18 protein-coding genes, 1 tRNA gene and 1 pseudogene are annotated in these 14,613 nt (G+C 55.5%); 9 read left to right on the top strand and 11 right to left on the bottom strand.

From position 1 onward, the window contains the following. The 5 genes and pseudogenes from BRA42_RS04350 to BRA42_RS04330 all read left to right on the top strand — a co-directional run. Positions 1–712 (top strand): annotated as a pseudogene (locus BRA42_RS04350) (aminotransferase class V-fold PLP-dependent enzyme); the annotation flags it as partial. A gap of 2 nt (positions 713–714) precedes the next feature. After that, on the top strand, positions 715–2,061 hold the full coding sequence (locus BRA42_RS04345; protein ID WP_342772093.1) for a phosphomannomutase/phosphoglucomutase: 1,347 nt from the start codon (positions 715–717) through the stop codon (positions 2,059–2,061). Between the two features lie 126 nt (positions 2,062–2,187). Continuing rightward, positions 2,188–2,262 (top strand) — tRNA-Ile (locus BRA42_RS04340). A 352-nt stretch (positions 2,263–2,614) separates the two neighbouring features. Continuing rightward, entirely contained in the window at positions 2,615–2,773 is a 159-nt protein-coding gene (locus BRA42_RS04335) for a hypothetical protein (RefSeq protein WP_292410982.1), read from the top strand. A 9-nt stretch (positions 2,774–2,782) separates the two neighbouring features. After that, positions 2,783–3,097, top strand: a complete 315-nt coding sequence (locus BRA42_RS04330) for a hypothetical protein (RefSeq protein WP_342772092.1) — start codon at positions 2,783–2,785, stop codon at positions 3,095–3,097. Here the strand turns inward: BRA42_RS04330 and BRA42_RS04325 are convergent. Both BRA42_RS04325 and BRA42_RS04320 read right to left on the bottom strand, forming a co-directional pair. Beyond that, entirely contained in the window at positions 3,092–3,262 is a 171-nt protein-coding gene (locus BRA42_RS04325) for a hypothetical protein (RefSeq protein WP_342772091.1), read from the bottom strand. The genes BRA42_RS04330 and BRA42_RS04325 overlap by 6 nt on opposite strands. Positions 3,263–3,958: 696 nt before the next feature. Further along, complete coding sequence (locus BRA42_RS04320) at positions 3,959–4,162, bottom strand: hypothetical protein (RefSeq protein WP_342772090.1); 204 nt, start codon at positions 4,160–4,162, stop codon at positions 3,959–3,961. Between the two features lie 549 nt (positions 4,163–4,711). On the opposite strand from BRA42_RS04320, the gene BRA42_RS04315 reads away from it, so the two are divergent. Next, positions 4,712–4,969 carry a hypothetical protein gene (locus BRA42_RS04315; protein WP_342772089.1) on the top strand — a complete coding sequence of 86 codons (258 nt, stop codon included), beginning with the start codon at positions 4,712–4,714 and terminating at the stop codon, positions 4,967–4,969. Between the two features lie 103 nt (positions 4,970–5,072). Here the strand turns inward: BRA42_RS04315 and BRA42_RS04310 are convergent, their stop codons facing one another. Continuing rightward, the gene (locus tag BRA42_RS04310) at positions 5,073–6,077 is read right to left on the bottom strand and encodes a hypothetical protein (RefSeq protein ID WP_342772088.1); all 1,005 of its coding nucleotides are present in this window, start codon (positions 6,075–6,077) and stop codon (positions 5,073–5,075) included. Positions 6,078–6,329: 252 nt separating this feature from the next. Between BRA42_RS04310 and BRA42_RS04305 the strand changes: the two genes are divergently transcribed. Next, positions 6,330–6,893 (top strand): Holliday junction resolvase-like protein, encoded by a 564-nt coding sequence (locus BRA42_RS04305; RefSeq protein WP_342772087.1) that lies wholly within the window; start codon positions 6,330–6,332, stop codon positions 6,891–6,893. Between the two features lie 182 nt (positions 6,894–7,075). Here BRA42_RS04305 and BRA42_RS04300 read toward each other — a convergent pair whose 3' ends face one another. After that, positions 7,076–8,143, bottom strand: coding sequence for an RNA-guided endonuclease TnpB family protein (locus tag BRA42_RS04300; protein WP_342772094.1), 1,068 nt, complete (start codon positions 8,141–8,143; stop codon positions 7,076–7,078). A 160-nt stretch (positions 8,144–8,303) separates the two neighbouring features. On the opposite strand from BRA42_RS04300, the gene BRA42_RS04295 reads away from it, so the two are divergent. Further along, the gene (locus tag BRA42_RS04295) at positions 8,304–9,152 is read left to right on the top strand and encodes a class I SAM-dependent methyltransferase (RefSeq protein ID WP_292410986.1); all 849 of its coding nucleotides are present in this window, start codon (positions 8,304–8,306) and stop codon (positions 9,150–9,152) included. Between the two features lie 112 nt (positions 9,153–9,264). On the opposite strand, the gene BRA42_RS04290 is transcribed toward BRA42_RS04295, so the two are convergent. After that, entirely contained in the window at positions 9,265–9,630 is a 366-nt protein-coding gene (locus BRA42_RS04290) for a DUF134 domain-containing protein (protein WP_292410987.1), read from the bottom strand. A gap of 64 nt (positions 9,631–9,694) precedes the next feature. Further along, the gene (locus BRA42_RS04285) at positions 9,695–9,886 is read right to left on the bottom strand and encodes a DUF5320 domain-containing protein (protein WP_292410988.1); all 192 of its coding nucleotides are present in this window, start codon (positions 9,884–9,886) and stop codon (positions 9,695–9,697) included. A gap of 178 nt (positions 9,887–10,064) precedes the next feature. Here BRA42_RS04285 and BRA42_RS04280 point away from each other — a divergent pair, with 178 nt between their 5' ends. Continuing rightward, positions 10,065–10,268 carry a hypothetical protein gene (locus BRA42_RS04280; RefSeq protein ID WP_292410989.1) on the top strand — a complete coding sequence of 68 codons (204 nt, stop codon included), beginning with the start codon at positions 10,065–10,067 and terminating at the stop codon, positions 10,266–10,268. A gap of 34 nt (positions 10,269–10,302) precedes the next feature. Here BRA42_RS04280 and BRA42_RS04275 read toward each other — a convergent pair whose 3' ends face one another. From BRA42_RS04275 to BRA42_RS04255, 5 genes are all read right to left on the bottom strand, one after another. Then, positions 10,303–10,800, bottom strand: a complete 498-nt coding sequence (locus BRA42_RS04275) for a hypothetical protein (RefSeq protein WP_292410990.1) — start codon at positions 10,798–10,800, stop codon at positions 10,303–10,305. Then, the gene (locus BRA42_RS04270; protein ID WP_342771746.1) at positions 10,757–11,764 is read right to left on the bottom strand and encodes a hypothetical protein; all 1,008 of its coding nucleotides are present in this window, start codon (positions 11,762–11,764) and stop codon (positions 10,757–10,759) included. Before BRA42_RS04270 ends, BRA42_RS04275 begins: the two co-directional genes overlap by 44 nt. Positions 11,765–11,925: 161 nt before the next feature. Further along, complete coding sequence (locus tag BRA42_RS04265; protein ID WP_342771745.1) at positions 11,926–13,131, bottom strand: hypothetical protein; 1,206 nt, start codon at positions 13,129–13,131, stop codon at positions 11,926–11,928. Positions 13,132–13,307: 176 nt separating this feature from the next. After that, complete coding sequence (locus BRA42_RS04260) at positions 13,308–13,892, bottom strand: hypothetical protein (RefSeq protein ID WP_342772086.1); 585 nt, start codon at positions 13,890–13,892, stop codon at positions 13,308–13,310. Between the two features lie 3 nt (positions 13,893–13,895). Next, on the bottom strand, positions 13,896–14,291 hold the full coding sequence (locus BRA42_RS04255; RefSeq protein WP_342772085.1) for a hypothetical protein: 396 nt from the start codon (positions 14,289–14,291) through the stop codon (positions 13,896–13,898). Between the last annotated feature and the right edge of the window lie 322 nt (positions 14,292–14,613).

Below are 14,613 nucleotides of genomic sequence, written 5' to 3'. Positions count from 1 at the left end.
GAGATCGGGACGATCCAGCCGGTTCGTGCGATAGCGGAGATCGCGCACGACCACAGGGTCCCGTTCCACACCGACGCTGTCCAGGCAATCGGTGCCCTTCCGGTGGATGTGGAGGCGATGGGGGCCGACCTCCTCTCGCTCTCGGCGCCACAAGTTCGGCGGCCCGAAGGGAACGGGAGCGCTCTACATCCGGAAGAAAACCCGGATCGAGACGTTCATGGACGGCGGTTCGCAGGAACGCGGTCGACGGGCCGGGACCGAGAACGTCCCGGGAATCGTCGGGCTCGGGCGGGCAATCGAACTTGCGACCGCAGATATCCCCGCAAAGGCCTCCAGGCTCGCCGCGATGCGGGACCGGCTGATCCGGGGTATCCTGGACACTATCCCGGATTCCCGGCTGAACGGCCACCCGGTCGAGAGGCTCCCGAACAACGTGAACGTTGCGTTCCGCTACGTGGAGGGCGAGTCGATCCTGCTCTCGCTCGACGCGCTCGGCGTTGCCGCCTCGACGGGGAGCGCCTGCACCTCGGCGACGCTTGAGCCCTCGCACGTCCTCACGGCCTGCGGTCTTCCCCCGGAGCAGGCGCACGGCTCGCTCCGGCTCACCCTCGGCTCCCGGAACACGGAGGACGACGTCGATTACGTCCTCTCGGTCCTTCCCGGGGTGATCGAACGCCTCAGGCAGATGTCGCCGCTCCGGGGGGAGGCGTGAGCGTGGCGGGGATCTTCAAGGCATACGATATCCGGGGGCGCTACCCGGACGAACTCAACGAAACGACGACGAAGAGGATCGGGAACGCCTTCGTCCGGCTCCTTGCGGCGGAGCGGGTCGTCGTCGGGCGGGACATGCGGCTTTCGTCGAAATCGCTTTCCCGGGCGTTTGTCGAGGGGGCGGTTGAAGCAGGGGTGGAGGTCGCCGATGCGGGACGGGTGAGCACCCCACTCCTCAACTACGCCGTCATCGCCGGAGGGTTCGACGGCGGGGCGATGGTGACGGCTTCCCATCTCCCGGGGGAAATGAACGGGCTCAAACTCGCCGGGAAAGACGCAGTCCCGCTCTCCGGGGACCGGGGGCTGCCGCTCCTCGAGACGATGGCCGGGGAAGAACCGGCAGTACGCGCCGGCGGGTCCTGCCGCAAGGTCGATATGCTGGACTCCTACATCGGGAAGGTGGCCGGATTCGTCCGGAACCCCCGGCCGCTCACGGTCGTGGTGGACGCGGGGAACGGGATGGTCGGGCCTGAGGTGCCCCTCCTCTTCTCCCGGGTCCCGGCGTGGCGGCTTATCCCGCTCTACCTGGACCCCGACGGGCGGTTCCCCCACCACCACGCAAACCCGCTCGACCCCGGGACCACCGGGGCCCTCCAGGACCGGGTGGTGACGGAAAGAGCGGATATGGGGGCGGCGTTCGACGGCGATGCCGACCGGTGCGGGTTTATCGACGAGTGGGGCGAGCACGTCCGGGAGGACCTGGTGACCGGACTCATCGCGGAGTTCCTGCTCGAGGAGAACCCGGGAGCGACGATCCTCTACGACCTCCGGTCGAGCCGGGCCGTCGCGGAGGTGATCAGGGAGGCCGGGGGGCGGGGCGTCCGCTCGAGGGTCGGCCACGCCTTTATCAAAGCCCGGATGCGGGAGGAGAACGCAATCTTCGCCGGGGAACTCTCCGGACACTACTACTACCGGGAGATGGGTTTCACCGACAACGGGCTCCTGACGATGGTGTACGTTGCGAACATCCTCGCCGCGAGCGGTCGGACGCTCTCCGAACTCATCAGGCCGCTGGACCGCTACCCCTCGACCGGGGAGATCAACCTCCGGGTGAGCAGGCCCGATGCGGTTCTTTCGGCGCTTGCAGCGCACTATCGGGACGCAGACCTCGACCGTCTCGACGGGCTGACGGTGGACTACCCGGACTGGTGGTTCAACATCCGTCCATCCCACACCGAGCCGGTGGTGCGGCTGAACCTGGAGGCGGAGACGCGGGACCTCCTCGACGAGAAGAAACAGGAGGTGCTCTCGGTCGTCCGGGGCGCTGAGGAGGCGACGCGGGAGGGGTAAGGGCGGCGCGCACAACGTATTTATCATTCAAGGGCGACATTTATATGCACCATGGTCTTTCCGGATGTGAGGAACCGGAGTATTTCACGTCGTTCCCCGATCTCGTGGACCTGGGCGTTTGTTTCCGGGCCCGTAGCTTAGTCCGGTCAGAGCGCCCGGCTCATAACCGGGCGGTCGTGGGTTCGAATCCCTCCGGGCCCACCTTTAATCGGGGAAAGGGTCACAATCGTGGCTTGAATGCCCTGTTCAGCGCTAATTATTAACTGTTCTATGAATTTAGACGCATTCGTAACCCGGTTCTTTAGAAATTCATGCGCCTGATCTGATAGGGTGATGTTCAATCTTCTCCTCTTTCGCTCGTATTTCTTTTCGTTTGCCATTTTCTCTTTTCTCCGCTTTCTTTTCTACTGTCCGCACAGTGCTGTATCTGTCTGCACAGCCTCAGGTAACTTATCTCTGCGCAGGGGGCTTAACGGGATAGCAACAAAACGGGGGAGGCCCCCGCTGTTTTGTTGCTACTTCTTTAAGAGGCAATACCCACCACGTACAGGCTATGAAGAGAATCAACGCAAAGGGAGAGGTATTTCAGCAGACATCCATCTACATCCGTGAGAATGTCTACCTCCTCGCAAGAGAGGAGCGTATCCCCATGTCAGAGGCCGCAGAGCAGGGTGTGATCGCCGCGCTGCGTGCACGGGGCGTCGAGGTCTGAGGGAGGCGCATGACGAAATATGAGATTATGGGGGCAAAGGGGGTAGAGAAATATCTTGTGAAACTCGGGAAGAGGAACCCGAGGGATGCAGCACTAATCATCGAGACGATCAAATCTTGCCTGGGTGAACACCTCTTCGACCGGATACAACAGTGTGATAAAAAGAAGATGAAGGGGGAAAGGTACCTCCACCGATTACACGTTCAACGGGGATATACTGTATTCTATAGGGTGGTGAAAACGAAGGAAAAAACATTTGTCGGGGTCGATCTGATTGTGACCTTCACGAAGGCCCATCAGATGTACCCGCACCTTGATTTATAGCCCTAATTTCTTTTCGATTTCAGAAAGAGGGACATATCCGCCCGATCTAGATTCCCGTATATCTGCGTGCAGTCTGTCCTTGCTGGCCTGGATTTCAGCCTGAGTAAGGGTTTTTTTAGTCTTCGGGGTTGCCTTCTTCCGCTCGACTACCGTCTTCGTCGGCATACAGGATGATGTCTGTATCTGGAAAGATATAGTTTTGGGCGGGGGTGAAGTAGTCAGGCCGGGACCGCGCAACTAAAGGCGCTATGCAGGCTTGCAATGCAAGTCTGATATGCAACAAAAGTTGCTTTAACACTCTTTCACTTTCACACCGCACGGTTGGGGATTTAACCGCAAAGACCACCCTATCCTTTTAATGGGTTCGCCTATGACCCTGAAAGCATCATCGGAACGATGTGCGGCCGTGACCCCGGAACCTGATCATAGGCGCGCAAAAGGTATGGCGAAGGAGAGCCTTCACGGGCAGTACTCCGACGCACGGGGGCACAGAGATGCACATATAAACTACAACGATCCACTCGTCCGGGCGCTGTTGTCACCTGCTATTATCGGACGGATAAAAGAAATCCTAAATGACCCTGCCTGATGGCCGGGTCTTACCCTCTCACCCACGTATGTATTTTGAGTAATGAGTAAGAGTGAAGTTCAGAAAAAAGATGTATGGGGGTCTGTTCGGTTCACACCCTCCACCCCGAGGAGGGGTGTGTTATTCACATCGCGTTGTAGCATATGTTATTCTTTGTATATATAGTCTCTGATAACAACTGCGTGAGGAACTGATATCAGTCAGAAAATTATGGGGATATCCCCTAGAACAGAAGTGAGTCTTACTCATTACTCATTACTCAAAATACATGCCTACTTCAGAAGGCGCTTAATCTCTGCTTGGATCTCAGGTTTTTTCAGAAGTTCGAGTAACTGGTAGGCTACTACGTCAACACCCATTTCCCGGCGTCCAAGGTCTGCCATGATGAGGCTGTAGAGATATTCGCTGACGCTCTCAAACGGCGGGTCCTCTCCTTGAGTTAGGGCCTTTACTTTTCCATATATTTCCCTACTCACACGACACGCGACTTGATATTTCTTCGATTCTGATCCCATTTTTCTCTAAGTATCTGGTAGGCGGCAGGCGATATAAAACAACACTCATAAATACATGTGCAACATACTCGTGTATGCAGTGCTTTAACAGCACTGATAACAATCCGCACTTCGCGGAAGGAGTTGAGACTTGGCTGAAAACATCACGCTCTCTGTAAGCCAGAGAAACAAAGAGGTATGGTCGAAATTTAAGGCTGTGCATCCATCTAATGCCAGCCCTACGATCATGAAACTCATCAGGAACCACCTGGATGAACACCCAGAGCAGTATTCGCAAGAGGGTCAAGATGAGTGATATACGGGTGAATTTCTTCGTGGACGAGTATGATCTCCCCATCCTCGACGAGCAGATCCCGTACATGGGGTTCTCGTCGCGTGCGGAGTTCTTCCGCGCCTGCATCACTATCACCGTGCACGGTCCGGCCCTGGCGGAAGCGGCCGGGAAACCTCTGGACCCGGTCACTCGCAATAGCAGACGGCAAGGTCTACGTGGGAGGGGAGTCATATTCGATGCCAGTCTGGAACTACGACCGGATGTTCTGCCTCGATGCCTTCACCGGAGAGGTCATCTGGTTCTATCCCGGAGGTGGCGGAACCTCGCCCATCAACAACGGCAATCTTTACACCCACGGCAACAGCGGCGTGCTCTATGCATTCGAATCTGACCCAGAACCCGAAGCCGCACGGGACTTCATCAAAGGAATTTTTCCGAATGCAAAACCGACGGTATTCTACGGCAGATACGGTATACGGCAGAATGCCGGCTAAATCCTCTTTTCTCGATGAAAACCGCCTCTGAGGATTGCGTATACCGGGCGATCTTCAGGAGGGCCGGATAATCATGCCTGGAAAAAGAGGGTGCGAGAGGCAGTCACTCTTTCAGGGCATTATATTTCATGTCGCCTTCAAGGCTCTTCTCTATCACCTTAAGGTCTATCCCCTTCGGGATGGGACGGAAATTCTTACCTACAGTTTCCATGTAGTGGGCGGTGATCTCTTCAATACCGTACTTCCGGTAATGCGTATCAGTGACTTCGGTTTTAACAGAGTCCTCCCTCTCTTCCGCCGTGATCTCCCGCATGATCTGACCTTCGTCATGCCCCATGATGGCGATGCGGATCTTCTCTTTGATGCGGTATTTATCCGGCCAATACTTCGCGGCAAAGTTGCGGGTTTGGCCGATGTTAAGCGTTGCTCCGTCTCTCGCCCGATATTTCCGGTAATTGTGGGTGTCAAAGGGTTTGTTCTTGTAGAGATGAGATAGCACCTGCAAGTAAGGTGCTATCGCGGGGTGTATAGGGGTCACGCGGTCGGCGCGGGTCTTGGCCTTCTCGGCTGTGAGGATGAAATACCCCTTTTCTATGCCGTGTTTAATCTCCTCCCAATCAATACGTTCCATCTCTGCCGGCCTCATTCCAGTAGTGACACCGAAGAGAAGCGTAGCGATGCACCTAAAAGCGGTTGTCCTCTGTTCTTTGGTCCTCGTGGCCGGGCTGGTCACCACAGAGTAGTAGGTCTTAAGATCCTTCTCTACATCTCCCCACTCAATAGAGGCCTTCTCACCCGGTTTGGCAAAGAGGGATTTACGCTCCTGGTATGTGTGAACAAGCGACTCTCCCCATGCCTGCAAAACAGGATCTCCCCACTTCTTGGCATAGTAGAGCAGGAACGCCCTTGTGTAGTCAAATGCCGTATCGTTTTTGAGTGCGTTAAAGTGGTTGTTGTAAGCCCTTATCGTCGAGAACGTCACGCGGGCCTCCAGCGCCTCAAGTTTGTTTCGCGCGCCTACCTTCTTCTTTATGGCCTCTCCAAAGGTCAGAAACTGTTTAACAGCCGTGGTAACTCCCTTTATGGTCGCGGGCCGCGCTTCTGGCATGGCTTCACGGATATAAGACTCTAAGTCTTCGAGAGTAAAGACATAAGAATGGTCGTCACCGGAAACAGAGGCATCTCCCCGCGATTCTCTCCGATTTATTTTCTCTGGAAACGTTTCAACCTCTCGCCTCATAACCGGGCGGTCGTGGGTTCGAATCCCTCCGGGCCCATGTATTTGCCAGTTTTTAGTGTTTTGAACTAAAATCCGTTAGAAAGGCCTATCTCCCGAGACGAAATAGTTTCCTAAGAGATCATGATCGAGTGGATTGTAATCCTCTTGTTATTCCTCGCGGTTCTGGTATTATTTTACAAGTTTTCTAAAGTTCAAGGCCAAATCGAACAAAAGGCACGGGAAATATTTGAATCCTGGCGCCAGAAGGAGCGAGAAGATATTGAAACATGGAAAGAAAAAGAGCTCGAACGGCTTTCGGACGAAAAAGCAATGATTCAATTTGAACAGTGGAGACAAAACGAAGAGGGAAACATCCGCACCGATGCGGTAAAACGGAGTCAATCGGTGACCCGTGGAAAGGTTACGGAGTGCCTTATCCCGTATTTTCCTGACTTTCCCTACAATCCAAAGGATGCACGATTTTTGGGAACTCCGGTTGATCTCATCGTCTTTGATGGACTGTCCGACGGCGAGAAAGTACAGAAAGTGGTGTTCGTCGAGATTAAAACCGGTAAAACAGCCGATTTGAGTAAAAGAGAACGTGCAGTCAGAGAGTGTATCAACGATGGACGGGTGCAATACTTTACAATCCATCAGTCATTCGATGAAAGTTCTAACCGGTTGCTCGAGATGGGAGTGAAATAGTCATACACGTTCAGATTGAAGATCTAGAAGCACTCTCTTCTCATATTTTTCGGGAATTTTGACGCTTGAATTATTCCCCAAACTGTTGTTTGAATGCGTATTGATATTACCACGGGGCTCCGACGGAACAGGGGCAGGTTCCGTTCCAAAACGACGCAGATACCCTGCCGAGTTTGGGTGAACTACCCCGCCCTTAAGGGGGGGGCTTCCTGCTTCATCCCCCTCCCCAACGGGAGCGAGTCCACAGGCTCGATGGCGCGTTCCGCACCTGTTACCCCGACAAGATTCTGATCTTGCAGGGCAAACTTCTTGATATTGATCGCCGCGTTGATGTCGCGGTCATGATGAGTGCCACAGTCGGGGCATGTCCACTCTCGATCCGCGAGTCGCAGGTCCCGATTGAGATACCCGCATCGATTACAGATTTTTGAAGATGGGTCGAATCGCCCGATCGTTAGTAAGGTTTTGCCGTAACACTCGCATTTGTATTCGAGCATTCGGAAGAACGAACTCCATGATACGTCGCTGATACTCTGTGCCAGACAATGGTTTTTCTGCATTCCCGCAACATTCAACGTTTCCACTGCTATTGCTTGGTTCTCGCTCACGATTCGATTAGAGAGTTTATGCAGGAAATCGTTTCGCTGGTTTGCAACCTTCTCATGGCATCGGGCTACTATTTGAATCGCTTTCTTCCGGTTCTTCGATCCTTTCACCTTCCGTGATACTCGTCGCTGCAACACCTTCAGCCGCTGTAATGAATTTTTCAGATGGCGGGGATTTGCAACCTTCTCCCCGTTCGAGAACGTTGCGAAGTTGGTTAACCCCACATCGATCCCGAGTGTCGTATCGGCGGCGAATGACGCCGGTTTCGAGAGAGGTTCCCCATTATCAACGAGAATACTGATGAACCACTTCCCCGTTGAAGTGACTGAGACCGTAACTGTCTTCATTTTCCCGTCGAAGTGACGATGGAATACAGTTTTGATCTCACCAATCTTCGGAAGTCGGATCTGTTTCCGATCAAAGTCCACCCGATAGTGTTGAGGCACCTGAAACGACTGTACTGGATTCTTCTTCGACTTGAACCGGGGAAACCCTTTCTTCTCGCGGAAAAACCGGGTGAAGGCGTTGTCGAGATTCTTGTTCGCGCTCTGGAGCGACTGGGAGTTCACTTCCGTGAGCCACGGATATTCTTCTTTGTTTCTGGTAAACCCTGAGACATATGACGAAGGGCGGCGCCGCTTCACGGAAGATGCGGAGCATCTTCCTGACAGGCACAACCCTTTGGGTTGTGCCGTGTCATCCCCACCCTGAAGTCCGGGGTCTTCCCGCTCCGCCCCCTTCACCCCCGCAAGATAAATGTCACATACTTAACGTTTATCCCATCGTTCGGGAAGATACTCTGTCATGATCGGAGAGAGGCGCAACTTAAAATACCGGATCAACTGGAACGAAGCACGGGAAGCGATCCTAGGTGAGAGGTTCAAAGGTCCGAAACTCCGTTTCGACCCCGACATAAAGACAAAAACCGCCTCAGATTTCTCAAAAAGAGTCAAGGAAGGCGAATACGAGTACGGGAGAAAAACCACCGAGATCTTCTCCGGCTTTCTCGATCGGTCCGCAGAGGTGCTTGAGATCGGGCCGGGGCCAGGGACGGTGACCGTCCCCCTCTCGAAACGGGTGAAAATGATCACCGCCGTCGACCTTTCGTTGAAAAATATCGCGCATCTCGAGGAGAACCTGCGCGAAGAGTCATGCGACAACGTCGACGTGATCCACAAAAACTGGCTGCGCACCGACGACGAAGCGTTGAGGGGCAGGTACGACCTTGTATTCTGCTCGCACTTCCTCTGGATGATCCCGGACCTTGAAGAGCATCTGGAGAAGATGGAGAATGCTTCCAAGAAGTACTGCGCGGTCGTGCAGCCTGCCGGGAGAGGCGATCTCGTCAAGGAAGTCTATTCGCAGATTACCGGCAGAGAGTATGCCGGTGAGTTCGAACCCGACGGCGATTATTTCGCCTACGTCATCCTCAGGGAATGGGGCAGGCTGCTGAACGTCACGCACTTCTCGTTCACCAATACAATGACTCTTGAGGAGAAAGTCCGTTCGACGGCGTCCTTCATCGGCCGGTTCGTCGAGGTCGACGAGGACGTGGCGAAACGCATCCGGGACCTGATCCTCCCGCACGCCGATGCAGACGGCACGTTCGTCGAGACAAACAACGTGGTGGTCATGTGGTGGGAGACGGCGTAACCCGGATCTCCTTCTTCGGAAAAAGCCCCTGAAAACAGTGTTCCGGCTCGACCAAAATCAGCGAAGCCGGTACGGGCTGTCAGATATCCGCACGCCGGGGAGGAGAGACCGGTCACGGGGAGGGGCCGCCCTCGTCATCCGGGCACCCCTCCTCCCCCCGGCGGCCGCACCCGACGATCCGGATCGTCTTCCCGTGCACCAGGGCGTCGGCGACCTTCCTCCGCGCCTCGTGGAGGTCGCGCCAGAGGGTCTTACGCGAGATGCCGAGGGCGAGAGCGGCCTCTTCCTGTTCGAGCCCCTGGAGATCGACGAGCCGCAACGCCTCCACCTCCTCGGGAAGGACGATGACGACCTCATCAGGCCTTCCGCAGAGCGGGCCGAAACAGCGAAACGCTCCCGGGTCTCCGATCATCCGGCGGACCCGGGGCCGGCCGCGTCCGCGGCGACCACATCCTCCGCCGGGCTCTCTCTCGTTCATGGTATCATCTCTGGAGAAGAGCTCCGTCCCACATGCAGATAGTGCCTTCGCTCCGGCACGGGGGTCATCCCCGACCGCGTGCCCGACCGCCGCAGAAACCGCAGCCGCATCCCCACGAGATGCCGCCGCGACCGGCGCCACGAAGCACCGGCGCGGAAGACTCGCCTTCCGCCGCCGGAGGGGGAACGCACCGGCCCCGGCGGCCGCCCGTCATGGGGCCGCGACCGGAGGGTCCGGTTCCGTCAAATCCTGGCATGGTGTATCACCTCCATTTTTACACATATGAGTATAAATATATTAAATTATCTAAAGTGGACGATCGGTCTCCGCCATGTCAAGGCGACGCCATAACGCTGGCCGTTTCACGTTTAGGGACTTAAAAACACTGAGAATATTTTTCAAGGGTCTTGCGGGGAGATAGGGGAGGTAGTGATGTGGATAAAATATCAATACCTGAATATATGGCCGATACTGGTGTGGGTAAGAAATTCCTGACATATGCCGCAACGTCGGAAAACAAAAATCGTTCAGGACCTCTGGCTGTCGGCGCAGAGTTTGTAATAAGCGTAGCTTCATTGCTGACGGCAGGGTATTCATACTCTTGCCCGGGCAGCAGAACGGATAAATTTGCACTCTAAATCCGCTACCACGCACTACGCGATGATCAATCAGTTAAATGTTAAGTATTCGCACAGGAAGTTTATTGGATAAGTTGGGAAAACTCTTTTCTCTTCTCCTGGGGAGAAAATAGGAGAAAACAGGGAAAACTCCCTTCTCTTCTCTGAGAGAACGAAGGAGACTACCGTCCAAGTCGGTGTAGCGGACGGCCATGCCGAGGTTGCCGTAGTCGTCCCATGCGAGTTTCGAAGCGATGCGCCAGTCCATCCACCCCGGCATTATCACCGCGTTGTTGTAGTTGCCTCTACAGCTGATCAGGTAGTGGCCCGGCAGGTACGACGCCCCGCCGTTGAACCAATGGGCGCTGTTGGACCGGAGCGGATTGGTGGTGAGACGGAACTCCCACCACCAACCGGTCAGATCCTCTGTCGTGGTGATCCCGCTCTGGGTCTGCTGATCCCGTGAGTCTTGGAACAGCCCCAGAGAAGGGGAGAACAGGAGATCGGACCTATTCGATCCCGCGCAGATCGACACGGCCGTCGATGCGGACACGATCCCCTTCCTGCAACTTTAATTTAAGGAAATACTCGCTATTGGTCTCGACCAGAACCTTGCCGAACCCGAAGTCAACGACGGCCATGTATCCCCACTCGGCCTCTGCCGGATCGTCGGGGTCGATGAGCGCATCGACACGGCCGTTGATCTCGATCAGCGGCATTGCAGGTTCCGCGTACACCTCTTGATCGGTGACGTTCTGTCTCTCCAGACGGCCCAGCATGCTCAGAACGACGTTCCGAGTCTGCCCGATCATCCCGGGCGTGCAGAGCAGGTCGTCGTCGAGGACGGAGATCCTAGTACCGTTCGTGAATTCAACACGTACGACCTGCGTATACATCTTCCCCTCGTATTCAGCGTCCGGTCGTATGGCCACGACGCGGACAGGAACCTTGAGGCTCTCTCTCAGCGATCCGTCCGGGATGCGGGGCGTCTCGGGATACGCCGTCACGAGATAGCCGGAATCGGCAACGAGCAGGTGCAGCACCCTCCCGGAAACAGGTTCGCGATACCGGTAGATGTTCTTCCCACTCGCGACGCCATCCCGCGCGCCGGTCATAATAAGATCTTTAATCTTTTCCCGGTGCACATGATACAGACTGAACGCGGAATAAAATTGATCGCTCGCCGGGGTATCGACGTAGTTGGCCACGATGTGAGCCCAGCCGCTTCCCCCCCCGCCGTCCAGATCCCACGCACCGACGAAGTCCAGTCGGCTCGGTCCAACCCGGACGTAGTCCCCGACCCGGTAATCGGGAAAGGTGTCGCGTTCCTCGTGGCAGAGACCGACGACGATCGTACCCGGACCAACATCAACGTACAGACTTTTGTATTGTGCGTCGATATAGACGATCTCGCCAAAAAATGGAGGCTCTGACTCGACCCTTTTCACCGGCGAAGGAAGTTTTGCGACATGGGCGGCAAACGCCAGAATACCGACCGTCTTGATCGTGCCCACCATATCATCTTTACTCCGCAGATCAGGGTCGAACAGGTCAATTATCGTATCACCCTGCAGTTCGATAGAGACACTCTGGTCGAACACATGCCCGCTATACTTGTCCACTGAAACCGGAGTGTTTCTCAGGATCTTTGCTTTTATCCCACCTCGAAACATCTGCGTCACCTAGGTATATTGAACATATCCTTAACGTGGGCGGGAAAATCCGGATCTTCGAGAGATCGTGGATGCGCCGTAACGATATATCCGTTACTGCCAACCCCGACCTCCAGGAAGTGATCCGCGTCGACTCTCTTCCAGAACGTCATCGGATTATTTGTGTCCGCCAGCCCCGTCCTTGCGCCATCCATGATCAGGTTCCTTATAGCCTCTTCGCTCTCAAAGTCCTTCCCAAACGCCCCGGCGAATTGGTTTGTAGCGACCTCATCTTTATCCCAGCGGACGATGTGGTTATTCTCGATGTGTATCCACCCGCTTCCACCAACGTCATCTACTGACCCCAGGATCTTCCCGTCCGCCGCTTTCAGCGTACCATCCTCCAGCCAGATCATGGTTCCGTCCGCATGCTTGACCACCCTCTGTATCTCGGTCGGCGAGAGCCTCTTTGACCCATCGCGAACGAGATTGAGCACGTCATCGACAGTAACGCCATCCCCTGTCCTGAAGACCCTCGTCCCCAACCCCAGGAACGCCTCATCAAGCATGCCAATCTTGCCCGCATCGTTCAAACCGCTCCCCCAGATAGCTTTGGCGATAGGCACTCTGTATTCTGGCATCAGAGTAAAGAAACGGTGCGGATCGACGTACTTGGCAGCATTTTTGGCAAACGTCACACCGTCGCCGCCGCCGGGGACCAGCCCGATGAGGCAGACAAGCGCCATCTGCTTGTCTCCCCGGGCGATGTACACCCCGGCGTCCCGGATGTCGCCGAAAACGAGGATGCCGCTCAGTGACGAGCCGATCAGGTAGTAGACGTTGTCGTGGTTCTCCTCGGCATAGGCACCCAGAGTGAACCCGAGGACCAGTTCGGCTGCCGCACGCTGCGGGCTGTAGGCGTGCGTGCCAGCATCGAGCGGTTCGCCGTCTTTTCCATCGACCCACCCGTCACCGTCGGTATCGGGGTTGGTGGGGTCGGTCCCGTTCTCAAGTTCATAGGAGTCGGTCAGGCCGTCACGATCCGAGTCGCGCGCCAGAGGGTCGGTACCGTATTCCGTAAGTTCGAGTACGTCACTGACCCCATCCCCGTCTCCATCGACGCTGTTCGGGTCGCTCACGAGGATGAAGCAGATCTTCCCGTCGACCATGACCATCTGCCCGGCCTCTTCGCCGTTGGTGTCGCTGGTGATGCCCGCATCATGGTTCCACATCCCGATCTTGCCGCCGGCATGCGTGATCTGGAGAACATTGCCTCTCGCTGATTCCCACAGGGGATAGCGATACCACCACCGTGGATACCGCCAAAAACAAGCACGCCACTGAGGGGGGCGTCGCTCCTAGGCCAAGAAAGGCTCCCGGGTCCGGGAAACACAGTCGGGATTGGCAATCAATCCCGTACGTGATTCTTTACGTATTCCTTCGCCGTATCAAGTACTTTTTTGAACTCAGAGACACCGGATGCTTCCAGCCCGGTTCCACAGACGAAGGTTCTTGAGGCGATATCAGCATAAAACCGTTCGCCGACATCCAGGATCGCATTGACGAGGTCGATCGTATCGACAGGGGTTCCGGTGGGATAGTTGGGATATTTCTTATTCATCTCCTCATACGTGGTGCGAACGTTCTCACGCAGATCGTAATCATACCGATACGCCGGACCGACATTTCTATAATGGAAATACCGGACATGAGTCCGTCCCTCTCTGTGAATAAATTCAAATGCGGAAGGCTCGTCGTAGAGCTCGCTGATGTGCGGGGCATGCGACAGCATTTTCCGACTGGCCCAGAGCCAGTCGGCTAAAAGGGAGTAGATGAAGTCTCCGCGGAATCCTTCGTCCCGTTCCGGCGCATCGAACCGCGTGACGACAATACCGTCGACAACGATCCGGACGCCTCCCTGAATATCATCAGGGCTCCGACGGGAAAGGGGAACATTGTCGTAAATCGTGAAATCAATGCGGACGTCAGACATTGGTCACACCTCCCATATCTCTGGTTCCCAGTAATCTACAACATTAGGCCCCTCTTTCGGGTACGATGATTTGAACTCCCCATTAGGTTTCGTAACAGTTCGCATTTCATCAATCCCGTACGCATTGGGATGGTGGATGTACACCCAATCACCGCGGCCCTGCATTTTGGTACCATACCGCATGCTTTCGTCGACGAGTTGACCGAGCTCCTCCAGGGTCATGGCGTTCGGCGTGACGATTCCCGGCCTCACCTCATGCCCAAGCGGGAAGAAGGTCACTCTCATCCCCGGCTCCCCACGCTCGGTCCCGAGGACGTGCTTGTTGATGAGCCCCTCCGGGAGATCTACACCCCGGGGGCGTGACCGAACTATCTGATGGTTGACCACGTGATTCTGCACGTACTCCTTTGCCGTGTCGAGTGTTTCTTTGAACTCCGAGACACCGGGCGCTTCCGGCCCGGTTCCACAGACGAAAGTCCTTGAGGCGATATCGGCGTAAAACCGTTCGCCGACGTCCAGGATCGCATTGACGAGGTCGACTGTATCAACAGGGGTTCCGGTGGGGTAGTTGGGATATTCTTTATTCCATTCCTCGTCTGTGGGAGAAACGATGTCACGCAGATCGTCGTAAAATCGATAGTTTCTAGGATCGTAGACGAAAAGTAGAAGAAACGGACCTACGTGGGTCCATCATCCCGGGGAATAAATTCAAATGCGGAAG

The sequence above is a fragment of the Methanoculleus sp. UBA374 genome (assembly GCA_002508705.1).
GTDB classification, from domain to species: domain Archaea; phylum Halobacteriota; class Methanomicrobia; order Methanomicrobiales; family Methanoculleaceae; genus Methanoculleus; species Methanoculleus palmolei.
The sequence above is the reverse complement of the archived record's forward strand: the minus strand, read 5'-3'. Positions and strand labels throughout refer to the sequence as shown.